This is a genomic window from Actinomycetospora callitridis (genome assembly GCF_028737265.1).
Lineage (GTDB): Bacteria > Actinomycetota > Actinomycetes > Mycobacteriales > Pseudonocardiaceae > Actinomycetospora > Actinomycetospora callitridis.
Genome location: NZ_JAQZAK010000002.1, coordinates 381,909 through 406,008 on the forward strand (window position 1 = coordinate 381,909; position 24,100 = coordinate 406,008).

At 72.1% G+C, this 24,100-nt stretch carries 22 protein-coding genes; 9 read left to right on the forward strand and 13 right to left on the reverse strand.

From position 1 onward, the window contains the following. Positions 1–14 precede the first annotated feature (14 nt). Together PH191_RS07810 and PH191_RS07815 are read right to left on the reverse strand one after the other, a co-directional pair. Positions 15–1,277: a hypothetical protein gene (locus PH191_RS07810; protein WP_274194054.1), complete on the reverse strand. Its 1,263-nt coding sequence runs from the start codon at positions 1,275–1,277 to the stop codon at positions 15–17. 176 nt (positions 1,278–1,453) lie between these two features. After that, positions 1,454–2,011 (reverse strand): bifunctional nuclease family protein, encoded by a 558-nt coding sequence (locus PH191_RS07815; RefSeq protein ID WP_274194055.1) that lies wholly within the window; start codon positions 2,009–2,011, stop codon positions 1,454–1,456. A gap of 83 nt (positions 2,012–2,094) precedes the next feature. Here PH191_RS07815 and PH191_RS07820 point away from each other — a divergent pair, with 83 nt between their 5' ends. The 3 genes from PH191_RS07820 to PH191_RS07830 are packed head-to-tail and all read left to right on the forward strand — an operon-like array spanning position 2,095 to position 5,743. After that, positions 2,095–2,625 (forward strand): 2Fe-2S iron-sulfur cluster-binding protein, encoded by a 531-nt coding sequence (locus tag PH191_RS07820; RefSeq protein WP_274194056.1) that lies wholly within the window; start codon positions 2,095–2,097, stop codon positions 2,623–2,625. After that, positions 2,622–3,644 (forward strand): FAD binding domain-containing protein, encoded by a 1,023-nt coding sequence (locus PH191_RS07825; RefSeq protein ID WP_274194057.1) that lies wholly within the window; start codon positions 2,622–2,624, stop codon positions 3,642–3,644. The genes PH191_RS07820 and PH191_RS07825 overlap by 4 nt, the downstream gene beginning before the upstream one ends. 17 nt (positions 3,645–3,661) lie before the next feature. Beyond that, on the forward strand, positions 3,662–5,743 hold the full coding sequence (locus PH191_RS07830) for a xanthine dehydrogenase family protein molybdopterin-binding subunit (RefSeq protein ID WP_274194688.1): 2,082 nt from the start codon (positions 3,662–3,664) through the stop codon (positions 5,741–5,743). 160 nt (positions 5,744–5,903) lie between these two features. On the opposite strand, the gene PH191_RS07835 is transcribed toward PH191_RS07830, so the two are convergent. Then, entirely contained in the window at positions 5,904–6,362 is a 459-nt protein-coding gene (locus PH191_RS07835) for a hypothetical protein (RefSeq protein WP_274194058.1), read from the reverse strand. A gap of 95 nt (positions 6,363–6,457) precedes the next feature. Here PH191_RS07835 and PH191_RS07840 point away from each other — a divergent pair, with 95 nt between their 5' ends. Continuing rightward, positions 6,458–7,258 carry a class I SAM-dependent methyltransferase gene (locus PH191_RS07840; RefSeq protein ID WP_274194059.1) on the forward strand — a complete coding sequence of 267 codons (801 nt, stop codon included), beginning with the start codon at positions 6,458–6,460 and terminating at the stop codon, positions 7,256–7,258. On the opposite strand, the gene PH191_RS07845 is transcribed toward PH191_RS07840, so the two are convergent. The 6 genes from PH191_RS07845 to PH191_RS07870 all read right to left on the reverse strand — a co-directional run bounded on the left by PH191_RS07845 (position 7,225) and on the right by PH191_RS07870 (position 11,693). Then, complete coding sequence (locus PH191_RS07845; protein WP_274194060.1) at positions 7,225–8,073, reverse strand: oxidoreductase; 849 nt, start codon at positions 8,071–8,073, stop codon at positions 7,225–7,227. The two genes, PH191_RS07840 and PH191_RS07845, sit on opposite strands and share 34 nt — an antisense overlap. Positions 8,074–8,128: 55 nt before the next feature. After that, a complete protein-coding gene (locus PH191_RS07850; protein ID WP_274194061.1) occupies positions 8,129–8,476 on the reverse strand; it encodes a hypothetical protein in 348 nt (115 codons plus the stop codon). Between the two features lie 34 nt (positions 8,477–8,510). After that, positions 8,511–9,032: a hypothetical protein gene (locus PH191_RS07855; RefSeq protein WP_274194062.1), complete on the reverse strand. Its 522-nt coding sequence runs from the start codon at positions 9,030–9,032 to the stop codon at positions 8,511–8,513. 63 nt (positions 9,033–9,095) lie between these two features. Further along, positions 9,096–9,266, reverse strand: a complete 171-nt coding sequence (locus PH191_RS07860; RefSeq protein ID WP_274194063.1) for a hypothetical protein — start codon at positions 9,264–9,266, stop codon at positions 9,096–9,098. A gap of 47 nt (positions 9,267–9,313) precedes the next feature. Continuing rightward, entirely contained in the window at positions 9,314–10,564 is a 1,251-nt protein-coding gene (fmdA, locus tag PH191_RS07865; RefSeq protein WP_274194064.1) for a formamidase, read from the reverse strand. A 61-nt stretch (positions 10,565–10,625) separates the two neighbouring features. After that, positions 10,626–11,693: a substrate-binding domain-containing protein gene (locus tag PH191_RS07870; protein ID WP_274194065.1), complete on the reverse strand. Its 1,068-nt coding sequence runs from the start codon at positions 11,691–11,693 to the stop codon at positions 10,626–10,628. Between the two features lie 105 nt (positions 11,694–11,798). On the opposite strand from PH191_RS07870, the gene PH191_RS07875 reads away from it, so the two are divergent. From PH191_RS07875 to PH191_RS07895, 5 genes are all read left to right on the forward strand, one after another. Then, entirely contained in the window at positions 11,799–12,218 is a 420-nt protein-coding gene (locus PH191_RS07875; RefSeq protein ID WP_274194066.1) for a MarR family winged helix-turn-helix transcriptional regulator, read from the forward strand. A gap of 252 nt (positions 12,219–12,470) precedes the next feature. Beyond that, positions 12,471–14,189, forward strand: a complete 1,719-nt coding sequence (locus tag PH191_RS07880) for a sensor histidine kinase (protein WP_274194067.1) — start codon at positions 12,471–12,473, stop codon at positions 14,187–14,189. Then, complete coding sequence (locus PH191_RS07885; RefSeq protein ID WP_274194068.1) at positions 14,189–14,908, forward strand: LuxR C-terminal-related transcriptional regulator; 720 nt, start codon at positions 14,189–14,191, stop codon at positions 14,906–14,908. Before PH191_RS07880 ends, PH191_RS07885 begins: the two co-directional genes overlap by 1 nt. Positions 14,909–15,175: 267 nt before the next feature. Continuing rightward, entirely contained in the window at positions 15,176–16,054 is an 879-nt protein-coding gene (locus PH191_RS07890) for a glycosyltransferase family 2 protein (RefSeq protein ID WP_274194689.1), read from the forward strand. 10 nt (positions 16,055–16,064) lie between these two features. After that, entirely contained in the window at positions 16,065–17,459 is a 1,395-nt protein-coding gene (locus tag PH191_RS07895; RefSeq protein ID WP_274194069.1) for a polysaccharide pyruvyl transferase family protein, read from the forward strand. A gap of 51 nt (positions 17,460–17,510) precedes the next feature. Here the strand turns inward: PH191_RS07895 and PH191_RS07900 are convergent, their stop codons facing one another. From PH191_RS07900 to PH191_RS07915, 4 genes are all read right to left on the reverse strand, one after another. Continuing rightward, positions 17,511–18,869 (reverse strand): glycosyl hydrolase family 28-related protein, encoded by a 1,359-nt coding sequence (locus PH191_RS07900; RefSeq protein WP_274194070.1) that lies wholly within the window; start codon positions 18,867–18,869, stop codon positions 17,511–17,513. Beyond that, on the reverse strand, positions 18,869–21,796 hold the full coding sequence (locus tag PH191_RS07905; RefSeq protein WP_274194071.1) for a Wzz/FepE/Etk N-terminal domain-containing protein: 2,928 nt from the start codon (positions 21,794–21,796) through the stop codon (positions 18,869–18,871). The genes PH191_RS07900 and PH191_RS07905 overlap by 1 nt, the downstream gene beginning before the upstream one ends. Positions 21,797–21,836: 40 nt before the next feature. Then, entirely contained in the window at positions 21,837–22,733 is an 897-nt protein-coding gene (locus tag PH191_RS07910) for a CgeB family protein (RefSeq protein WP_274194072.1), read from the reverse strand. 104 nt (positions 22,734–22,837) lie between these two features. After that, positions 22,838–24,100, reverse strand: a complete 1,263-nt coding sequence (locus PH191_RS07915) for a lipopolysaccharide biosynthesis protein (protein ID WP_274194073.1) — start codon at positions 24,098–24,100, stop codon at positions 22,838–22,840.

Below are 24,100 nucleotides of genomic sequence, written 5' to 3' on the forward strand. Positions count from 1 at the left end.
CGGCTGAGCCGCCCTCAGGCCCGCGCGACCTCGCGCATCCGGATCAGCCGGACGCGCGGCGGCGGGGTCTGCTCCTCCGAGGAGCTGTCCACCGACGTGCGGGCGACGGGGACGTCGACGACACCGTCGCGCCGGGACTCGATCGCCAGGATCATCCGGTGGGCGCGGCCCACGAGGTCGCCCTCGGCGCGGTCGAGCGCCGCGGTGAGCCAGTTGATCGCTCCGCGGTCCCAGCGGCCGGGCTCGGGGGTGTGCGCGGCCGAGCGCTGCGCGAGCGTGACGCCGAGCCGGTAGAGGGCCTCGGGCTCGAGGTCGTCGGGCGCGACCTGGGTGGCCAGCCACAGCGCGACCTGGTCGTCGCCCCGGGCCAGCGCGACGCGCGCGGTGCGGGCGCGCTCCTCCGGGCCGAGGCGGGCCCACAGGTCGCGGGCCAGCTCCTCGGACACGGCCCAGCCCGCCGCGTCGCGGTCGGCGAGGTGGGAGAAGAGACGGTCGGCGGCGAGGTGCACGCGCCCGTCGCGGCGGGTCGCGCGCAGCAGCCGCATCCCGCCGTGGTCGGTCCGGACGAGGTCGCGGGCCACCCGTCGCAGCTCCTCGGGCTCCGGCGCGGGCACACCCAGCGCGGCGAGGTGCACCGGCGCGATCTCGGCGAGCAGCTGCGGCGTCAGCGGGGCCGGGACGTGGAGGCGCTCCCAGTCCACCGCGATGCGCAGCAGGGCGAGCGGCAGGAGCGACGACCACCCGACGGGATCGAGGATCGCGCGCGCCCGCAGCACCGGACGCACCTGCTCCCCCGCCGGCGTCCCGTCCACGGGCATGGTCACCAGCGCCGCGTCGAGCAGCGCGCGGGTGGGGCCGGCGACGAAGGCGTCGAGGGACGTCCGCCGGGCGGTGAGCACCAGCCGGACGTCGGTGGACAGCCGTCCCACGATGCCGGGGACGACCTGGTCGAGCAGTGCGGGCGGCGCGTCGTCGGCGAGCACGACCACCGGCCCGGAGCGCGCGGCCGTCTCCGCGGCCGACGTCAGCGCCCGCGCGAGGTCGACGGTGTGCGGGTCGGCGATCGCCAGGAGCCGGGTGTCCCCGAGCATCCGGCGCAGCCCGCGGTGCACGGCCCGGGACGTCCCGGCGAGCCGGTCGCCGGTGACCACCACGAGCGGGTGGTCCGCGCCGAGGACGTTCTCGAGCCGGTCGTCCGCTGCGCGGGCCACGTACGGCGCCGTCGCCTCGGCGTCGTGCACCCCGACCAGCTCCGGGCGCACGTCCGCCATCCGCACCGCGCCGTCCCCGAACGGTGATCCCGATCGATGCGTACGCCCCCATGTCACACACGGAGTGTCACGTGGATCGTCGCGACACGCCAGAAGGATGTACGTGCCTCACCCGGGGGTGGGTGCTAATGCACCTCCGTTCGGCGCCGACCGAGAGATGTCGGCGACCTCGCGGTAGGGCCCTACTCCTCGTCGGCCTTGAAGTCGTCGGGTGTGGCCTCGGCGAGCGCGCGACGCAGGCGTTCCACCTCGTCCTCGACGTCGGCGGACGTCGCCCCCGCTGCCGGGTCCGCCTCGTCGGGCTCGTCCTCGGTACCCCCGACCGTGGCGACGGCGCTCGCGGGCAGGGCGGCCTCGTCGAGGACCGCCTCGGACACCTCGATCGGGCAGCCCTGGTGCACGGCGAGCGTCACCGCGTCGCTGGCGCGGGCCGACACCGCGCGGGTGCCGCCGTCGGACGTGGTGAGGTCCAGCTCGGCGTGGAACTGCCCCTCGACCAGCTCGGTGAGCCGCACGCGCACGAGCCGGGCGCCGAAGGCCTCGACCGCGTCGAGCAGCAGCCGGTGGGTCAGCGGTCGCGGCAGGGTGGCCGCCACCTCGGCGGCCGCGAGGGCCGTGGCCTCGGGCGCGCCGATCCAGATCGCGAGGTAGCGGCGCGCACCGCCCTGCTCGCGCAGCAGGAGCACGGGGTCCTCGCTGCCCTGTTCCTGGCCCACCCCGGCGATCTCGACCTCTGCCATGTCTCCATCGTGCGCCGAGGAGGCGGTCCCGTCGACCGGTGCCCCGTGCGGGTGGCCCTGCCGACACGGGGTACCTGCCTGGAGTGCACGCCGATCTCTCCCTGACCGTCGACGGGCGGCGCCACGAGCTCACCGTCGACACCCGCACCACCGTGCTCGACGCCCTGCGCGAGCACCTCGACATCACCAGCGCGAAGAAGGGCTGCGACCACGGTCAGTGCGGTGCCTGCACCGTGCTCCTCGACGGCCGCCGGACCCTGTCCTGCCTGTCGCTCGCGGTCGCCCACGACGGCTCCGAGGTCACCACCGCGGACGGGCTCGGCGCCGACGGCGAGCTGCACCCGCTGCAGGAGGCCTTCCTCGCCCACGACGCCTACCAGTGCGGGTACTGCACGCCGGGCCAGATCTGCTCCGCCGTGGGCATGCTCGAGGAGGCCGCCGCCGGCCACCCGAGCGTGGTCACCCCCGATCTCTCCGCCGACCTCACGGCCGGGGTCGACCTCGACCGCACCGAGATCGCCGAGCGCATGAGCGGCAACCTCTGCCGCTGCGGCGCCTACGCGCACATCGTCGACGCGGTCGACGAGGTCGCCCACCGGGAGGTGGCCCGTTGAAGCCCTTCGCCTACGAGCGGCCCGACGACGCCCAGGGCGCCGTGGCCACCGTCTCCGCCGACCCCGGCGCCGCGTTCCTCGCCGGCGGCACCAACCTCGTCGACCACCTGCGCCTCGGCCTCGCCACCCCGAGCACGCTGGTCGACGTCACCGGTCTGACCTCGACGGAGATCACCGACGCTCCCGACGGCGGCCTGTCCATCGGCGCCGGGGTGCGCAACGCCGACCTCGCCGCCGACGAGCGCGTCCGCGCCCGCTACCCGGTGCTCGCGCAGGCCCTGCTGGCCGGCGCGTCCGGTCAGCTGCGCAACATGGCCACCACGGGCGGCAACCTGCTGCAGCGCACCCGGTGCGCCTACTTCCAGGACCTCACGACGCCGTGCAACAAGCGCGAGCCCGGGTCAGGGTGCTCGGCGCTGGAGGGCTGGGCGCGCCACCACGCGGTGCTCGGCGCGACCCACGAACCCGCCGACGTCGCCTGCGTCGCCACCCACCCGTCGGACATGGCCGTCGCCCTGGCCGTGCTCGACGCGCAGGTCCGCGTGCTCGGCGCCGAGGGCGAGCGCACGATCCCGCTCTCCGCGCTGCACCGGCTCCCGGGCGGCGAGCCGTCGCGCGACACCGTCCTCGCCCACGGCGAGCTCATCACCGCCGTCGACCTGCCGCCCTCGCCGATCGCGGCGCGCTCGACGTACGACAAGGTGCGCGACCGTGCGTCGTTCGCGTTCGCCCTGGTGTCGGTGGCGGCGGCGATCGAGGTCGTCGGCGACACGATCACCGACGCCCGCGTCGCCCTCGGCGGCGTCGCCCACAAGCCCTGGCGGGCGACCGCTGCCGAGGAGGCCCTCGTCGGCGCCCCCGCCACCGACGACACCTTCCGCGCCGCAGCCCGCGCCGAGCTCGTCGACGCCCGTCCCGTCGAGAGCCCGCGCGGCGGCACCGCGTTCAAGCTGCCGCTCGTGACCGCCGCCGTCACCGCCGCGCTGCGCGGGCTGACCGGCAGGGAGGAGCACGCGTGACCCTCACCCCGCACGCCATGGGCACGGCCGTGCCGCGTCCCGAGGGCCCGGAGAAGGTCCGCGGGCGCGCCCCGTACGCCTTCGAGCACCCGGCGGCCGAGCCGTTGTACCTCTTCCCGGTGCAGGCGGCGATCGCCCGCGGACGGGTCACGGCGATCGACACGTCCGCCGCGGACGCGCTCGACGGCGTCGTCCTCGTGCTGACCCCGGAGACCGCGCCGCGCCTGTCCGACGCGATCGACCCCGACCACGGCGTCCTGCAGTCGGCGCAGGTGCACCAGCACGGCCAGTACGTCGCCGCCGTGGTGGCCACGACGTCGGAGACGGCGCGCGAGGCCGCCGAGCTGGTGCGCGTGACGTACGCGCAGGAGCCGCACGTCGCCGCGCTCGACGAGGACTCCCCCGAGCTCTACGGCCCCGACACCCTCGTCACCGGCGCGCCCTCCGACGACACCCGCGGCGACCCCGACGCGGCGCTCGCGCAGGCCGCGGTGACGGTGCGCGCGACCTACCGGACGTCGATGGAGCACCACCAGCCGATGGAGCCGCACACGACGGTCGCCGTCTGGGAGGGCGGCCGCCTCGTCGTGCACGAGGCGACCCAGGCCGTGAGCTGGACCCGGCAGACGCTCGCGGGCGCGTTCGGGCTCGCCGAGGACGACGTGGACGTCGTCGCCCCGCACGTCGGCGGCGGGTTCGGGTCCAAGGGCGGCACGCACCCGAACACCGTGCTCACGGCGCTCGTCGCGCGGGCGGTCCCGGGCCGGACGGTGAAGTACGCGCTGACGCGCCAGCAGATGTTCGACCTCGTCGGGTACCGGCCCGCGACGATCCAGCACGTCGCGCTCGGCGCCGACGCCGACGGCCGGCTCACCGCGATCACCCACGACGTCGTCGAGCAGAGCTCCCGCATCCAGGAGTTCGTCGAGCCCACGGCGGCGTTCAGCCGCGGGATGTACGAGGCCGACACGCGGCGCACGAGCCACCGCGTCGCGCCCCTCGACATCGGCGTCCCGACCTACATGCGCGCGCCCGGCGAGGCCCCGGGCAGCTTCGGCGCCGAGTGCGCGATGGACGAGCTCGCCGTCGCCCTGGGCGTCGACCCGATCGAGCTGCGGGTGCGCAACGAGCCCGAGGTCGACCCCGAGGAGGGCCTGCCCTACTCCAGCCGCAACCTCGTGGCCTGCCTGCGCCGGGGCGCCGAGCTGTTCGACTGGTCGCGCCGCGACCCGACGCCGCGGTCACGTCTGGTCGACGGCTGGTGGCACGGCAGCGGGGTGGCCGCGGCGACGTTCCCCGTCGTGCGGTTCCCCGGCTCCGAGGCACGGGTCCGGGCAGCCAGGAACGGGGTAGCTGGGAACGGGTCCGGAGCACCGCGCTACGTCGTCGAGATCGCGGCCTCCGACATCGGGCAGGGCGCGTGGGCGGCACTCACCGCGATCGCCGCCGACGCCCTCGACGTGCCCGTCGAGCGGATCGACCTCGCCATCGGCGACACCGCGTTCGGCTCCGCGTCGCCCGCGGGCGGCTCCAGCGGCACCACGTCCTGGGGCGCCGCGATCACCGAGGCGGCGGAGCGCTTCCGGGACAAGTACGGCGACGACCCGGACGACGGCGACGCGGCCGATGCCACGACCCCGGACAACCCGTGGGCGGGCGAGTACGCGATGCACGCGTACGGCGCGCACTTCGCCGAGGTCGCCGTCCACGCCGACACCGGCGAGATCCGCGTGCCGCGGATGCTCGGCGTCTTCGCCGCGGGACGGATCGTCAACCCGCTCACGGCGCGGTCGCAGTTCCTCGGCGGCATGACGATGGGGCTCTCCGCGGCCCTGCACGAGGAGAGCGTGCTCGACGACCGGTTCGGCCACGTCGTCAACCGCGACCTCGCCGGCTACCACATCGCGACCTGCGCGGACGTCGGCCGGATGGACGTCGAGTGGCTCGACGAGGACGACCCCTACGTCAACCCGATGGGGTCCAAGGGCATCGGGGAGATCGGCATCGTGGGCGCCGCCGCCGCGATCGCGAACGCCGCGCACCACGCCACCGGCGTGCGCGTGCGCTCGCTGCCGATCACCCTCGACGCGTTCCTCTGACCGGCCCACGTGAGCGAAGTTCGCGGCTATAGCCGTGAACTTCGCTCACGGCACCCGGGCGACCGCGGCGTACACCCCGACCGGCTCGCGCTCGTAGGCACGCCGCGTTCGCCCGTTCCTCCTCCGCCACGCCGTGCACCCTGCCCTACCGGGCTGATGATCAGCGGGCAGCGGCGATGCCCGTGGCGAGGCGTGTCACGGCGACGCGGGTCTCGCCGACGGCGGCCACGCACGTCGCGGGGTCGGCCGGGGCGACGCCGGCGGGGCACCCCGCGCGGAGGAAGTGCTCGTGGCCGGTCTCCACCGCGGCGGACGGGTCGGTGATCTCGCGGTCGTCGGGCCGGGCGCCCGCCGCCGCGCTCGCGACGTTGCGGACCTCCTCCTCCCAGCGACCGCAGACCGGCCACTGCCGCAGGAGGTCGCGCGAGGTGTAGCAGGGGTCCTGCTGGACGAGGCCGAGCTTGGTGCGCGCGGCCTCGAGCGAGGTGTTCGGCCGCGCGGCCGGTGACGAGGTGCCCTGCGTGTACTCGCTCGAGCAGCCACCGAGGACCCCGCCGAGGACCAGCAACGCCAGCGCCGTCGTCACCGCGACCCGTGCTGCCCGCCCCGTCGCCGTCACCGCCTCACGGTGTCACGCGCGGCCCGTCCCGGCGCGCCAGGTCGTCACCACCCCGGCCTCCCGTTCCGGACGCGGCAGGAGGCAGGCTCGACGACGTGGGTGCCGGGGTCGTCGTCACGACGAGCAAGTCGCCGTCGGACGCGGTGTGCGCCGAGGCCCGGCGCCTCGCCGACGCCTGGGGCCTGCCCGTCGTCGACCGCCACCGGCGCTCGGTCGCGACCGCGCGCGGGGACGCCGCGACCGCGCTGGTGTGCACCGCGGAGGGCTGGGTCGCCGAGTCCGCGCGCGGACGCCTGACGTTCCACCAGGGCACGGCGGCCAAGCGTCTGCGGGCCCTGCGTCACGGCGACACCGACCCGCTGATCCGCGCCGGCGAGCTCCGCCCCGGCGACCGGGTGCTCGACGCGACGCTCGGCCTCGGCCGCGACGCGCTCGTCGCCGCCTGGGCCGTCGGACCCGACGGCGCGGTACTCGGCGTGGAGGCCGACCTCGTCCTCGCCGTCCTCGCCACCGAGGGGTTCGCCGGCGCCATCCCCCGGCCCGGCTCGGCCCCGGTGCAGGTCCGCCACGGCGACTCCCGGCAGGTGCTCGCGGACCTCGCCGCGCGCGGCGAGCACGTCGACGTCGTCCTGCTCGACCCGATGTTCACCGACCCGCGCGCCTCCGACCACGGCTTCGCCCTCGCCCGCGACCACACCGTCGGCACCCCGCTGACCCCGGAGTGGGTCGCGCTGGCGCGCGCCGTCGCGCGGCGGTGGGTGGTCGTCACCGCGGAGCGGAAGCGGCCGTGGTTCCCCGACGCCGGCCTCGTCCGCCTCGAGGGGACGCGGTCGGGCCGCTGGTTCCGGGCGGAACCGTGTCCTCAGGACACGGTCTCCGTCGGGAAGTCCGTGTGACGCCCCAGCTCCTCGACGGCGTCGAGCTCGGCGAGGCGGGCGTTCAGGGTGGCGCGGATGGAGTCGAACGCCGACGGGCCGAGCGGCAGGCGCAGGGGCGGGTCGTCGAGCTCGGTGACGTCGAGGACGGCCCGGGCGGCGCGCTCGGGGTCGCCGGGCTGGGTGCCGTGGAGCGCGGCGAACCGGGCGCGCGACTCGTCGAGGATCGCGGCGTACGCCTCCATCGGCTCCGCGCGTGCCGGTGATCGGCCCGCGAAGTCGGTGCGGAACGGGCCCGGCTCGATCATCGTGACCTTGATGCCCAGCGGCGCGACCTCCACCGCGAGCCCCTCGGACGCCCCCTCGAGCGCGAACTTCGAGCCCGAGTACGCCGACCCCCCGAGCGCCGAGCGCACCCCCGCGAGCGACGACATCTGGATCACGTGACCCGACCCCTGCGCGCGCATGACCGGCAGCACCGCGCGCGTGACGGCGAGCGCGCCGAACACGTTGACCTCGAACTGGTCACGGATCTGCTGCTCGGTGAACTCCTCGAATGCCCCGCGGCTGCCGTAGCCCGCGTTGTTGACGACGACGTCGATGCGCCCGAACGCGGCCACCGCCAGGTCGACCGCCGCCCGCACGGCCGCGGGGTCGGTGACGTCGAGGGGGGCGGTGCGCACCCGCTCCGGGTCGAGCGCGGCGAGGTCGTCGACGTCCTCGACCCGCCGGGCGGTGGCGACCACGCGGTGACCCCGCGCCAGCGCCTCCCGGGCGATCGCGCGCCCGAACCCGCTGCTCGTGCCGGTGATCAGCCAGACCTGCGCCGACGACATCGCCGTTCCCTCCCGATGCTCGGTGACGCCACGAATCCAGGCCGCATCCGGCCGCTCAGCTCCGGCGCGTGGGCGCGGCCGGGGACGTCCAGGGCGGCGCACCCCGGTACGGGGCCGGCGCGCCCTGGGGGTCGGTCGACGGCCGCGGCGCCCGCGGTGCGGCGAACGGCGCGGGACGCTCGCGACGCCGCGAGGGCCACGCGATCACGACCGCCATCGCGAGCATGACGACGGACAGCAGGTCGGCCGTGGTGACGCCGTGCCGCCGGCTCAGCTCGAGCAGCACCTCGCCCTCGACGGGCTTGTTGATCAGCACCCAGATCACCGCGGCGACCACGAGCAGGGCCGCCAGCATGAGACGCCGCGCCGAGAACACCATGCACAGAAGACGTCCGCGGGTCATACATCGTTCCCCCGGCGGTCACCGATGTGACCCATCAGTGCTCCAGCACCACCCGGAGGACGAGGACGAAGAACCCCAGCAGGCCCGCGGCGAACGCCCCGACGAGGGCCCCGGGCAGGCCCCGCCGCGCCCGCCACCCGCCCACGCCGCCGAGCACGACGAGGTACGCCAGCCCCAGCCAGCAGACGAGGTCGACGGCGTCCTCGGGGTCGTAGAGCCCGCTCGCCGCCCCGACCACGACGACGAGCAGCGGGACGACGGCGAGCACCAGGTACTGCGCCGCGTGCCCCGTGAGGTGCCGCAGCTCCGCGCGCGTCGGCGGCGCCGACTGCCGGGCGACACGGGCGAGCACCGACGCGAACAGGTGCGCGGCGAACGTCGCCAGCAGCGGGCCCAGGATCACCTGCGCGGCCTCGGCGAAGTCCTCGATGCCGTCGTCGAGCGCGACGACCAGCACGGTCATCAGCACGACCGTCCCGTAGACGCCGGGCTCGACGTCCAGGCGCAACGGGCCCCAGCGCACGAGGTGGGTGTCGACGGCCTCGGTCCCGGTCACGCGCGGCAGTCTCCCCGCTGGCGCCCGGCCGGGCGCCGGGGTGCGCCCGACCGGGTGAGCGGATCAGTCGTCCTCCTCCTGCTCGGGCTGGCCGGGCACCTGCTGGCCCGGCACCTGCTGGCTGGGCGCGTCGTCCTCGGGCTCCTCGGTCTCGGTGCAGGCGGACGCACCGCCGACGACCGCGAACGCGAGCAGGACGGCGGCGGCGCCGCGACGGACGGACATTCCAGGCATACCGCGCACCCTAGGCGCGGCGCACCGGGCGCGGCGTGAAGCCCGGGCTAGCTCGCCGTCGCGCACTGGCCCCGGTCGACGAGCGTCGGGCCGTCGCCGGTGGGGCGGATGTCGACGTCGAAGATGCCGGTGGGCAGGTACAGCGAGCAGCAGGCGTTGGGGATGTCGACGATGCCGCTGATGCGCCCCTCGATCGGTGCCGCGCACAGGATCAGGTAGGCCTGCTCGCCGGTGTAGCCGAACTGCTTGAGGTACTCGACGGCGTTCAGGCAGGCGCGCTTGTAGGCGACCGTCGCGTTCATGTAGTGCTGGTCGCCGGCCTCGTCCACCGAGATGCCGATGAACGAGACGAACTCGGTGTAGCGCGGCTCGTGGCGTCCGGGCTGGAAGATCGGCGTGTCGGTCTTGTACTTGTTCACCCCGTCCTTGATGAGGTCGACGTGCACGTCGACGTAGCCGCCCATCTCCATGGCCCCGCAGAAGCTGATCTCGCCGTCGCCCTGGGCGAAGTGCAGGTCCCCGATGGAGAACTTCGCGCCCGGCACGTACACGGGGTAGAAGACGCGGGAGCCGATCGACAGGTTCTTGATGTCGACGTTGCCGCCGTGCTCGCGCGGGGGCACGGTGCGCGCGGCCTCGCGGGCCGCGCTCTCCGCGTCCGACGAGCCCATGGTCCCGAGCAGCGCGTGGTTCGGCAGCGGCGGCAGCGCCAGCGGCGGCACCCGGTCCGGGTTCGTGTCGATGAGCGCCTGCTCGCGGCGGTTCCACCGGGCGAGCAGGTCGGCGTCCGGCGCGCACCCCGCGAGCCCGGCGTGGACGTTGGACGCGATCCGGACCCCGGGCAGGTGACGCGAGGTGGCGTACATGCCCTGGAAGTCCCAGATGACCTTGCCGGCCCGCGGGAAGTGGTCGGTGAGGAAGCCGCCGCCGTTGTTGATGTCGAAGATCCCGGTGTAGCCCCAGCCCTCGCCGGGCTCGTCGCCCACGGACGCCGCGCCGGCGCGCGCGGGCCCGAGGTCGAGGTAGTCGACGACGAGCAGGTCGCCCGGCTCGGCGCCCTCCACGTGGATCGGGCCGGAGAGCATGTGGTTGTGGTCGAGGACCATGTCGCGGATGTCGTTGGCCGAGTCGTCGTTGCGGACCTGACCGTCGGTCCAGTCCTTGCACTCGATCCGGAACACGTCCCCGGGCCGCACCGAGGAGGCGGCGGGGATGTCCGGGTGCCACCGGTTGTGCCCCGGGACCTCCTGGTCGCGCATCGACTTGGACTGGTCCACACGGAACACGGTCTCGGGCATGAGCACTCCGATCATCACCAAGCGAGAAGTTCCCACATGAGAGTACTTCCGCCCGGCGACGTCAAGGGGCGACGGCGGGGAGGGCCGTGAGCACGTCGAAGTCGACGCCGTTCGCGACGGCGAGGTGCACGGGCTGGCGGGCCTGCCGCCCGCGGAACTCGACGGTGCCGCGCGGCCCCTCGTAGGCCGTCCCGTCGACGGCGGCGTCCCAGGCCTCGAGGCGGTCGGTGGCCGCGCGGTGCGCGATCGCCGCGAGGGTGTGCAGCCCCTCGTAGCAGCTCTCGGCGGCGCTCGACAGCGCCGGCGCCTCGGGACCGTGCTTGCGCAGGTAGCCGCCGAGCAGGTCGAGCGCGCCGGCCGTCGCCATGGAGCGGAAGTAGGACGAGGCGACGAAGAGGTTCCCCGTCGCGTCCGCGCCGCTCGCCAGGAGCATGTTCTCCTCCATCAGCGGGCTGAAGCGCACGAGGCGGTCGTCGAGCCCGCGGCGCGCGAACTCGCGGTTGACGTCCACGGCGTCCTGCCCGACGAGCAGCATCAGGACACCGTCGCACGGTGCGCGCTCCACGCGGTCCACGAGCCGCTCGACGTCCATGGCGCCCAGCGCGACGAAGGCCTCGCCGACGATGTCGAGGTCCAGCTCGTGGGCGAAGCCGCGGACGGCGCGGGCCGAGAGGTGCGGCCAGACGTAGTCGTCGCCGACGACGAACCACCGCCGGGCGCCGAGCTCGTCGCGCATCCAGCGCAGCGCGGGTGCGATCTGCACGTCCGGGGTCTCGCCGCTGCAGAAGACCCCGCGCCGCGACTCCCCGCCCTCGTAGAGCGAGGGGTAGGCGTACGGCACCCGCCCCGCCAGCACGGGCACGAGGGCCTCGCGCACCGACGAGATGTGCCAGCCGCTGACCGCCGCGACGGCGCCGGCGTCGACGCGTCGCCGGACGTCGGCGGCCACCTGGTCCGGCCGGTCGCCGCCGTCCACGATCTCCGCGACCACCTCGCGGCCGAGGATGCCGCCGTGCGCGTTCACCTCGTCGACCGCGAGCTCGATGACCGCCTCGCAGGAGGGGGCGAACAGGCCCGCCGGACCCCGCAACGGGACGACCATCGCGACGCGCCACTCGTCGTGCGGCATCAGGCCCCCGGAGGTGGAGGGACGGCAGGACCGGCCAGAGCCCTTATGGTCACACCATCCGGGAATTTCTCAACAGCCCGCGATGACGCGGCGGAGGTGGGCCGGATGGCGCAGGAGGACGACTCGCTGACCGTGGCGCTCGTCCACGCCCTCGACGAGGTCACGCGCCGCGTCGAGGAGATCACCACCGGCGAGGGGCTCTCCCTCGACCAGTGGCTCGTGCTGCACCGCGTCGTCGTGGCGGGCGACCAGGCCATGCGCGACCTCGTGGCCGGGACGCGCCTCAACGACTCGACGCTCACCCGCGTCGTCGACCGGCTGGCGGCCCTGGGCCTGGTCTTCCGCGCGGCCGACCCGACCGACCGCCGGCGCGTGCGCGTCGCGATCAGCGCCCGCGGGCGGACGGTGCACGAGCGCCTCGCCCCGGCCGTCGAGGTCGCCGAACGCCGCCTGCTCGATGACCCGCAGGCGACCGCCCTGCTCGGCGTCGTGGCGCGCCTGTCGGGCGACCGGACGGGCGCCTGATCACCCGTCTCCAGGCGTCGAGTTCACGTCAGGTCGATGCCCGGCGCGAGCAGGAGCGACAAGGGCGAGGAGAAGTCGGTGATTACGCAGCCGTTCGACAGGATCACAACGAGTCCGCTGGTCAGACAATGGGCCGTTCCAGCGACACCCTTTCGAGGTCGCGCATTTTTTCGCTCATGACCCCGAATGGGTGTCCCGTTAGGCCATGCGGACGCTAACAACGGGTGACTTTCGGTTCATTCGATACTGCCGATGCGCATATCGAGTGCATCTGATCTCGTTTTTGATCACGCAGCGCTGCTAGCGTTCGGGCCCTTGGAGCCACGCTCGGAGTACTGGCTCGGCGATCGGGCCGTGTCTTCCAGAGCGTCGGGGGGGTTTGTGGTCACTGGCCCGGGCGGGAGTCACTCGGCCCGTCATCGCCGTTCGGGGGGAGAAGCGATGCAGAGACGCGTTGAGAGGTGGTGGGGCACCGCCGAGGACGCCACGGGCGGACCGACCCCGGCGGTCCTTCTCGGAGGCCCCCGGCTCCGGTCGCCTCGAGGTCTGGTCCTCGGCGCGGGCGCCGTGACCCTCCTGCTGGCGGGCTGGGTCCTGGAACGCGGGCTGCCTTCGGCCGGGGCGACCCTGGTGTTCGCCGTGCTCGCGGCGTGCTCCGGCGGCGCCGCCACGATGCTCGCGGTGTTCGCCGCGCGCCTCACCGCGGATCCCCACGTCGGATGGGTCAGCCTGGCCCTGGGGGCCTACGGGCTGCTCGCCGTCCCGACGTTCATCGTCGCGGCCCTGAATCCCACTCCGGCCGCCGCCGCGGCACGGGTGCTCGCCGACGGCGTCGTGGCGGGGCTGCTCGTGACCGCGGCCGTCACCGCCCCTCCTCCACTGACCCGCCCGCGGGTCCGCTTCGTGCTGGTCGGTAGCGCTCTGATGGTCCTCGGGGGCACCGCGGTGGCCGCGGCCCTTCCCTCCTTCGTCGCCTCGGTGGCCGGGTTCGTACCGGTGCCGTTGGGGTTCGGGCTGGTGTGGACCGGAGCCGGCGCCGCGATCGCGAACCGAGGAGCGCATCGGCAGGACCGGGGGCTCGCGGTTACCGGTATCGGCCTGGCCCTGCTCGGGGCGGCGCGCGTCGTGAACGCGGCGGCGTTCGACTGGCCGGTGGTCGACGTCGCCGCGGCCTCGACCGGTCTCCGGCTGGCGGCGATCGCACTCGTGCTGTACGGGGCCTTCCGTCTGGCGCGGCAGGCGCTCGGCTCGCTGGAGGACCAGCACGACTCGCTGGAGGAGGAACTCCGACTGGCGGAGACTCGGCTGGCCCGGGCCGCCGAGCGCGATCACGAGCTGCGCAACGGCTTGGCCGGCCTCGCCGGAGCGACGACCTTGCTCGGCGGCGGCTGCCCGGACCCCGTTCAGCTGAGCACGGTCGTGGCCTCGGAACTCGATCGGCTCGACGAGTTGCTGCAGACACCGGTCGGCCGCGAGGCCGAGGCCCTGACGAGCTCCTTCGCCGTGGCGCCGGTCCTCCACGGATTGATCACGCTTCGTTGCTCGGCCGGGATGGTCGTCGACCACGAGCTACAACTCGGACTACAGGCCCTCGGCTCGTCCGCGAGGCTCGCGCAGGTCCTCATCAACCTCTTCGAGAACGCGAACCGGCACGCGCCGGGGAGCCCGGTGCGGGTCACGGCGGAACGGCGGGAGGACCGCATCGTCATCCAGGTCCGCGATCGGGGACCTGGTCTCTGCCACGGGGCCGAGGACGCCGTGTTCGAGCCCGGTGTGCGCGACGGGGCGCGCGGAGGACTCGGGCTCGGTCTCTACGTCTGTCGTCAGCTGCTCGCTGCCGAGAACGGCACCATCACCGTGCTCCCGGCAGACCCGGACGCGCCGGGGTGCGTCGTCGTCGTCGAACTCCCGGCGGCACCGGATGCGTCGCCGCCTGCCCTCGACCCACCCCTTCTCCAGAACGTGTCGTGATGCATCAACTCGTCGAGGACGACCCCGCATCGAACCAGCCGTACCCCGTGCGGATCATCGACGATCACGAGCTGTTCAGCACCACCCTCACCATGGCGCTGCGCAACGAAGGCTTCGACGCGCGGACGCTCCCGGTCGACGACGTCGCCGACTTCGTGAGCCGGCCCGCCACCGCCCGGGCCGGGCTCGTCGTGTTGGACCTCGACCTCAATCGGGACGCCGACGGGCGTTACGTCCACGGTGCCGACCTGGTGGGAGGTCTGAGGGCGGCGCGATGGAAGGTCCTGGTGGTCAGCGGCAGTGCGGACGAGCCCGGGACCGCCTCCGCGATCGCCGCCGGCGCGATCGGCGCGCTCCCCAAGTCGCGCTCGTTCGCCGAGCTCCTCGGCACGGTGATCACGGCCGCGGGTGGGACGCCGGTGATGTCCGCGGCTGACCACCATCAGTGGCTCGAACGCCACCGTCACTATCAGGAGCAGGAGCGTGAGCTCTCCCGACGCCTGGCGCGGCTCAGTCACCGAGAGCGGGACGTGCTCGAGCTGCTCGCCGCAGGAATGCGTGCCGCGGCGATCGCCGAGCACTTCGTGGTGAGCATGCCGACGGTCCGCACCCAGATCCGGTCGCTCCTGACGAAGCTGGAGGTGAGCTCGCAGCTGGAAGCTGTTGCTCTGGTGCGCCAGCTGCCCGAACCTCCGGAGCGCTCGAAACGAGGCTCTTGAGCTGCCGGGCTCGTCGGCGACGAGGCCCGGCCGCTCTCATCAGCCTTGACGATGCGCGCGCACTTTCGACCGCGCGAATCTACGTGGCAAACGAGCACGTTGTTCGGTGCTCGTGTGGTGCTGCCAGATGACGAAAGCGGGGCGTCGCGTGTCGTTGCTCAAACTGCCGGCCGCGATCCGCCCGCCGGCCGGGCGCTCTACGACGGCGAGTTGCCGGCCCGCCCACTCCGCGCTGGCCTCCGATGGCCCTCGACGCCGGCGGTGCTGATGCCGACAGCACCCACGGTCTCCATCTGCGTGCCCGCGTACAACGGCGCCCGCACCCTCGACGCGACGCTTCGCTCCATCCTCGACAATGATCTGGATTTCGAACTGGTCGTTCTCGACAACGCCAGCGACGATGGCACCGGCGCCATCGCACGCGCGTTCGGCGACGACAGGATACGAGTCTTTCGCAACGACGCAGTGCTGCCGATCGGGCCGAACTGGAACAGGGTCGTGGAGCTGTCGACCGGGCAACTGGTCAAGATCGTTTGTGCTGACGACGTGCTGATGTCCGGATCGATCGCCGCGCAGCGCGACATCATGAGGGATCCGGCGGTCGCTCTCGTCTCGTCACGGTTCGACGTCATCGCCGAGGGCGGTGCGGTGAAGGAGACCGGACTGGGGCTCCCAGGGCTGATCGGACTGCACCCGCCGCGGGCGCTCGCGCGAACCGTCGTCCGACGTGGCCCCGCCGATTTCGGACCCACAGCAGCCTCGATGTTCCGTCGAGAACACTTCGACCGTGTGGGCGGGCTCCGCGGCGACCTCGTGTTCCCCATGGACGTCGACCTGTTCGCTCGGGTCGCGACGTTCGGCAGCTTCTTCGGCATGCCGGAGCGCACCGCGGCGTGGCGTGACTCGAGGTTCAATCTGTGCAGTCAGACCTCGAGTCTCAGCAAGCTGACGGACATGTTCCACTTTCATCACCGCATCGCACGGGAACACCCGGACCTCGTGTCTCGGGTCGACGTCCTCGCGGGTGACCTGCGCCTGGTCCGGGCCGGCCTCGGGCGGTTGTGGGTGCGGTCCCGCGCCCTCGTGGACCCTCGGCCTGACCCGACGTCCCATTCGTCTGGTCTCGCCCGCGAAGTGGCACTCTGAGAAGAAGGACATGAACGAACGACCGACCTCGGTTTCCCCGCCCGCCGGGCGCCCACTGCGCGTTCTCGTCGAGAACGGTGAGTACTGGCTCAACAACAAGGGCGACCTCGCGATGCTGGACGTCATGGTGCGTCGCATCGCCGAGTGGTGGCCCCACGCTCGGATCGGGGTCCTCACCTCCGCGCCGGCACTGTTGACGGCGTACGAGCCCACGGTCGAGCCCATCTTCTCTCAGCGGGGCGGCGATTGGCCGCGGCGGCGTCGCCGAACGAGCGTGACAGGACGATGGGGCCCAGCGGCGACCGGTCCGCTGCTCAACGGTGTGGATGCCGCGCGGGCGCTGCCGCGCAGGATCGCGATGCGGCTACGCCGCGAGCACCCGAGTGGTGACCGCGCGAGCGAGGCATCAGGCGTGGACCGGCGAAGCCTCAGTCGCGAGGGCGGGCGCTTGCCGAACGCGCTGGGTGACACCGACCTGGTGATCGCGATCGGGGGCGGCTACCTGACCGACGTCGACCGTGCCCAGACCGAGCGCACGCTCGACCTGCTCGAGTACGCGACCGAGCACCGGATCCCCACCGCGATGGTCGGGCACGGGATCGGGCCGTTGCGTGACGAGGAACTGCTGCGCCACGCCGAGCGGGTCTTGCCGAGAGTCGACCTGATCGCCCTGCGGGAAGGCGTGCGTGGACCTGAGCTGCTGCGCTCCCTCGGTGTTCCGGCCGACCGCGTGGTCGTCACCGGGGACGACGCGATCGAGCTCGCCTACTCGACCAGGAACGAACGCCGAGGGACCGCCATCGGCGCGTGCCTTCGGGTGGCCGAGTACTCGCCGGTGAGCGACACGACCCGAACGGCCATCGGCCGGGTCCTGCGCGACACCGCTGCTGAGCGCACCGCCGACCTGATCCCCCTGATCGTGTCCGAGCACGCGGCAGAGGACCGTCGCTCGACGTTGCCGTTGATCGATGACTCGCCCGCGGCGGCTCCGCCGCTGGGGAGGTTCGCGAGCCCGTGGGCTCTGGCTCGTCAGGTCGGCCGGTGCCGCATCGTGGTCAGCGGCGCATACCACGTCGCGGTGTTCGCCCTGGCACAAGGCATTCCGGTGGTGGGTCTGTCCAGCTCGCAGTACTACGACGACAAGTTCGAGGGGCTGGCGGCCATGTCCGGCACTGGCCTGGAGCTGGTCAGGTTGGACGGTGACGACGTCGAGGACCGCTTGCGGGGCTCGATCTCCCGGCTGTGGGAGCAGGCTCCCGATCTGCGGGCCACGTTGCTCGAGGCCGCGGCGTACCAGATCGACGCGAGCAGGGCGGCCTTCGAACAGGCCGCCACGATCATCGACGCTCGGCTCGACTCGGGGTCGGAGACGACGTCCGGACGGTCCCCCACACCTCCGAGGTGATCGCCCACAGACCACACTGACTGTCGACGCCGCGTCCCTTCGCCTCCGCGTTCACGCCGGTGGTCGTCCTCCTCCCAGCGGGGTGGTCTCCACGCGTCCCTCGGTCGAGACCGACAGCCGCCAGTACTGGCCCGCCGGGTCTTTGAGGATCACGCCACCGTCTGCCCGGTCGGAGAGCCAGGCGCCGCTCGGGAGGATCGCGGACAGCGGGGAGCCGTCGGGTGCCTGGGCCTGCAGCAGATCGGTTCCGGGCGACCACGCCCTGGTGACGAGGGGCGCGACGAAAGCGCCCCCGGAACGGATCCCTCGGCCGGTCACGTTCCACCCCGCCGGGAACGACCGTGGATCGAGGTCGTAGGCCGCCATGGAGATCAGATTCATGGCGGTGCCTTCCGGGCACCCGCCGGGATCGATCCGCAGCTCGGCCGGGGGCTGGGCCAGGTCCCGGCCGAACTGGACGTCGGCGAGGTAGGGCTGGCGACAGTAGATCAGGTCGACGCACACGCTGCGGGCGGCCACCTTGCAGTTGACCATGCCGAACTGCGCGGGGCCGCCGCGACCGAGGTCGCCGATCGAGACCGCGATGTCCGCGCCCTCGAACCAGACGTTCGTGAGCCACCAGTTGTTGGCGGCACCATCGACACGGATGTGCTGGTCGGTCGTCTTCGGGTCGACGTCGGAGACGAACTCCACGTTCGTCAGCGCGAGCCCGGCGTTGTGATCGTTGCCGGTACCGAGAACCCCTACATAGTTGTTGGTGAGTTTCGAGGAGGTGAGGTAGTTCTGGATGCAGGAGGTGACGATACCGATGCCGAAGTTGTTGATGTCGCAGTTGACGAAGGCGGTGCCACCGGTGTTCTCGTCGAGGATGACGCCACGTTGTTGCGAGAACTGTGGGTAGTTGTCGCTGAGGTGACCTCCGCGCAGCACGACCGAGTCGAACGAGCAGCGGAACGAACCTGACAGCGACACCGCCGAGGCAGTCGGACGGACCACGTAGACGCCGAGGCGGGTGAAGCTCACTCGTTGCTTGCCACGCAGGGCGATCAGCGTCCCGTCACCGGTGTGGACGATGGTGCTGACGTCGCCGCCGTCGCCCACGACCGTCGAGAAGTCGGGTAGCTCGGGCCACGCCGTGACGCGGTACTCCCCGACGGGGAGGTACAGGACGACAGGTCCGCCGCCGGCGGCCGCCGCTCGCCCGATTGCCTCGGTGTCGTCGGCGGTGCCGTCGCCGACGGCGCCGAAGTCCCGGACGTTACGAGCCGAACGGGCATCCACTGCCTGTCGCGCTGCGGTGTTCTCGACCCGGGTCTGGGGTGGCGTCGGCGAGCACGCAGCAAGTGGCAGTGCGGCAGCACCGAATGAGGCGGCCACCATCGCACGCCGGCTCAGACCTTCGTAAGACATCAGTTCGAGGACGTCGAGGAGACGGGGACGGGGCTCCGCGGCGAGCTCGACGCAGGAGCCGGGGACTGCTGGTCGGAGGGCTGCTGGTCGGAGGGCTGCTGGTCGGAGGGCTGCTGGTCGGAGGGCTGCTGGTCGGAGGGCTGCTGGTCGGAGGGCTGCTGGTCGGAGGGCTGCTGGTCGACTTGCTGCTGGTCGACTTGCTGCCCTGGTCGCCTGTCGCTCCACGCGCCCACGCGCCGCAGGAGCGCCGGGAGCGACTCCCCGCCCAGCGGGATGGCCTGTCGCGAGGGTGCGCTGACCGCGACCGCGCCGATCAGCGCCGAGCCGGGCCCGTCGAGGCTCGCCGCCGCCTCACGCACCTGCTCCCCCGTGGTCGAGCCCAGTTCGACCACGGCCAGAACGCCGTCGCAGCGCCCGGAGACGGTGAGAGCGGCGGGTTCGACCGCCGCCGGCGCGGTGGCGACGACGACATGGTCGAACCTCGTCCGCAAGCTGGTGAGGAGTTCAGCGAAACGCTCCGAGTCGAGCAGGTCGCCTGTCCGCTCGTCGACAGCGCCGAGCGGCACCACACCGACCCCGTCGACCGACGTCCGCACCAGCTCCTCCAGGGACAGTTCCGGTGTCCGCAGCCAGTCCGCCAAGCCAGGAGCCGAAGTCATCTCCAAGTGGGCGGAGATCCCGTCTCCGGAGGTGTCGGCGTCGACCAGCGCCACCTGACGGCCCGAGGCGACCAGGGCCCCGGAGAGTCGGACGGCGACGCTCGGGGTCGACTGCCCGGAGAAGCTGGTGACCAGCAAGGTTCGCGGGACGAGTCCACCGCCTGCGGACGTCAGCCGCGCGCGCAGGAGCGCCACTGCCTTCGTGGCCATCGGCTCGACGCTGGGGATGGACGCGAGAACGGGTACCGGCAGGAGCTCGGCGAGTCGCTCCGAGGTGCGCACCCGGCCGTCGAGACGATCCCGGACGAAGGCCGCGAGGCAGCCCAGCGCCAGACCTCCGAGCAGGCCGATCAGGAGCAACCGCGTGGTGTGCGGAGCAGTGGGTTGCGTGGGGGTACGAGCCGGCGCGACCACGGTGGCCTGAGCGGCCGGCGCGGCCCCTCTGACCGTCGTCTCCATCTCGCCGACGAGCCTCCGGAACTGTGCTGCCACGCCGTCGGCCAGCATCTGCGCGCGGTCGGGGGTGGCATCCGTGACGGAGATGTCCAGGAGTGTGGTGGCCGGCGGGAAGTCGACTGAGATCTTCCCCTCGAGCTCACCAGGTGACATGCGCAGCCCGAGATCGCGGATCACCGCCTCCGCCACGGTGGCACCGCCCGCGACCTGGGCATACGAGGGGATGCGCTGTTCCGCAGCCATTCCGCCTTCGTAGGCATCGCTCACCGACGTCCCGGTCGCCATCGACACATACAGGCGGGTCGTCGCCGTGTACTGAGTCGGGATGGTCGCGGCGTAGGCCGCCGAGGCAGTCAGACACACCAACGTCGTCGCCGCGACGATCAGCCATCGCCGGCGGAGGACGAGGAGAAATTTGGTCAGGGGCATCGCTAAGCCTTTCGCTCGGGTTCCGGCCCACGCGCCGATGTCCTGGCGTCGGGGAATGGCGCCCAGTGGATCCACCGGTCGCCTTCGAAACTCGCGGACCACCAGGTCCACCATCCAGACGACGACGACGAGCTGGAGGACCTTGCCGAGGAGCTCCATGCTCCCCAGGATTCCGCGCTCGAACAACACGGGTGAGGCGGTGATGGCCAGCCCGAGCACGATGAGCACGATGCTCCGTGCCTGCAGCGCCCGCACCGCGAACAGCAGCAGCCCGAACGTGAACAGCACACCCACGACCACACCGACATATCCACCGAGAACGTAGCCTTCGTTGATGTTGCCCTCGGCGAGTGAGACGGAGATCCTGCTCATGTCCACCGACGCCCCACTCACCTCCTCGGCCCAGCTGACCCCGGCCTGGAACTTCTCACTGCCGAGCAGTTGGGCGGGCACCAAGCTCTTCAGCCCGTGCAGGAGAACCTCCCCGGGCGAGAGCCACTCTCGCCCACCGAGGTAATAGCCGTCGGTCGCGGCCGCCAGCAGATCGAACCGACGCAGGATGGGCAGGAAGGGCTGGATCGCCGCGGGGTACGCCGAATCGGCGACCGTCGAGGCGTACGTCGTCGCAGCGGACTGCTTGAGTCCCTGGAGCCAGCCGAATGCGCCGAAACCGACGGCTGCGAGGGCGAGGACGATGGCCAGCCGCCGGCGATTCCACCCGGCGAGCCCGAAGCGCACCGCGACCGCCAGGGTGGCACTGATGATCGGGGTCTTCGATTCTGCCGCGGCGGTCCAGAGGAGTTCGACGCAGATCAATCCTCCGACCGCCAGGATCGCCTGCCTCCGATCGGCCGGGCGGAAGAAGATGATCAGTCCGACAGCTCCCAGGGCCGCGAGCGCCGCGACGAGGCTGAGGACGGGGCTCTGACTGCGGAGCTGACCTGCCGAGCCTGCGGAGCCGCTCAGGTAGGCCGCAGCTCGGCCCAGCAATCCGATGAGGTACACGGCCGTCAATGTCGCGACGAGATCAGAGTTGGTGCTGCGTACCACCGGAGCGCTTCTGCGGCTGCGACTCCACACTGCATACCCGAGTACGAGAACGGCGTTCAGCCACAGACCGAGCACGACGGGCTGCAATACCTCGGCTATTCCGCGATCGTAGCCGATGCTGGCCAGACGAGGGTCGGCCATGGGGTCCGCGAATCGGGGCCTGGGCTGCGCCCACAGCAGGACCAGGGGTCGCGCGAGGTACGAGAGGCTCCAGAACACCACCTGGGTGATGAAGAAGACGGGCGCGACACCACGGGCACGCAGCGCGGCCAGAGTCGTCGTGATCAGCGCCGCCGCGATCAGCGCCAAGGTGATCCCGGGAGCCCCGAGCATGTTTCCCTCCCTTCTCCGGATCGGCCTCCTCAGTCGGTTCCTAGGACAGTGCGGCGACGATTTCTCGAGCACGGTCCACGTATCGGTGGCGACCGCTCGTGATGCGTCCTCGCCCCGCTTCGGCGACCTTCTGGACCAGGTCTGGATGGTCGTCACACCAACGCAGGAGCTCGTACAGTTCGTCCTCGCCGGAGAACAGAAGACATTCCGTGCCGTCGTCGAGCAGGGCCGCGTGCTCGTCCGTCCGCTCGCCGACGAAGAGCCCGCCTGCGGCCGGTACCTCGAACGTCCGGCAGGTGTGTGTGTCCCGGTTGTCGGAGTTGAGGAGCACGAGATTCGCTGTCACCGACGCCACGGCGGACGAGAACGCCTCGCCGTAGGCCGCACCGGCCACCGTCGCTCGGGTCGTCCGGAGCTCCGGGATGCGCCGCCATCCCGGACCACGCACCAGCACTCTGTCGCCGTACTCGTGGCCCAGGGCAACGATCGTGGCGCGCCGATCGGCCCGGCAGGCCCCGATGAAGCCGACCAGGTATCCCGTCGTGTCCCTGCGGGCACGCGGATGGTGCCACGCCGGATCGTAGGCGCTGAGGACGAACTTCACCGCGCGCGCGCCCCGAGCGAGGAGTTCCGCCACATTGTGCTGCTTGGTCGTCACGACGAGGTCCCATTCGCGCTCGAACTCGAGATATCCGGGCGAGGTGTTGTACGGATTCGACGCGTCGTCGGGGCTGTAGTGCACGTGCAGCGTCGCCGGCGTAGCGAGGAGTCGCGACTGGTCGAGGTGAACGGTCTTGAACCCGAAGAGCAGGTCCGGACGGAACTCGGTCGCGAGGCGCTCGATCCGACGATGGATCTGCTCGACGTTCCACGGGGCGCGGCGCCCGGCGATCTTGGAATAGATCCACGAGTGCGACAGCCGCGCCGGGAGTGACACCGCCGTGGTGTCGACGACGACGACGTCGTGGCCCGCGCGACGGAAACCGTCGGCCAGTGACGTGGCGTTGCTGCCGATCCAGTCGTCACCCAGGAACAGAATCCTCATGGCACGACGACCTCCCCGTCAGCGACGACTCTGTCCGTCTCACCGTGACGCGCGTTCCGATCGCGCACATTCAGGAATCGCATCCGGATGATGAACCAGAGCGCGGTCGCGACTTCCGAGCACAGCGTTCCGTAAGCGAGTGCCCACACCGAGTGGGTGCGTACCGCGACGTAGAACCACGCAGCCGCCACGCACGTGCCGACGACCGCCCCGATCAGTACTCCGGTGGTGTCCTGGCGCACCGACAGCACCGCCGTCGTGGCGAACGACGTCAATGCCGCAGCGGGGAGGATGAACGCCTCCAGACGCAGCAGTGGGATGGCGTCTTCGAAGCCGTCACCGAAGATCAAGCGGATGAGGGTCGGCGCGCTCACCCACACGATGGCGGTGGCAACACAGGCGATTCCGACGCAGACCAGCATCGACAAGACGGCGCGCTTCCAGAACCGATCGACTCCGGCGACGCGCGCCATCCGCGGCAGCAATGCCAACCCGATGGCGTCGAGCTGTCCCTGGATCGCCCGCACGAGGCGGTCGCCGGCGGAGAACAGTCCGAGCGACGCGGCGTCGAGCACGGACGAGTAGATCGTCGCGGAGCCGATCCCGAAGCTGGTCACGAGCAGACGGGAGCTGAGGACGGGGACACCCATCCGGACCGTGGTCAGGACGTGGCGCGGACGTGCGGGCCGGCCGAATCTCTTGAGGGAGTCCCGCCAGGTCAGGCCGACGGTGACGATCGACGAGAGCAGCAGGCAGATGAGGGCGACGGCAGCATGTGGGTAGCGAGGGAGAACGACGATCAACAGAACCAGGTAGGCGATCCGGCCGACAGCCTGGTAGGCCATCGAGGCGCCGAAGCGGCCTTGGCCGATCAGGACCCAATCCTCCGACATGGACCAGGCCCCACCGGTGGACAGACCGAGCAGGATCATGGTCACCACGGGGCCCGCCCCGAGTACGAGACCGAGCAGTAGCGCGCCGACGATCGTTCCGAAGATGCTCGTGCGGATCGCGAGGTAGTTTCCCCGGATCTGGCGGACGTCCCCGCTCGGGACCGTCGCGGCGAGGAACTGGGTGATTCCCAGGTCGACCAGGACAGTTCCGATGAAGTAGGACGACATCCCGATCGCGACCAGGCCGAGTCCCTCGGGCCCCAGGAGCCGGGCGATCAACGGGACCGTGACGATCGTGACGACATACTGCCCGTACTTGCCGAAGCTGACGAAGCCGACGTCGCGCGCGGCGGCGACGAGACGCAT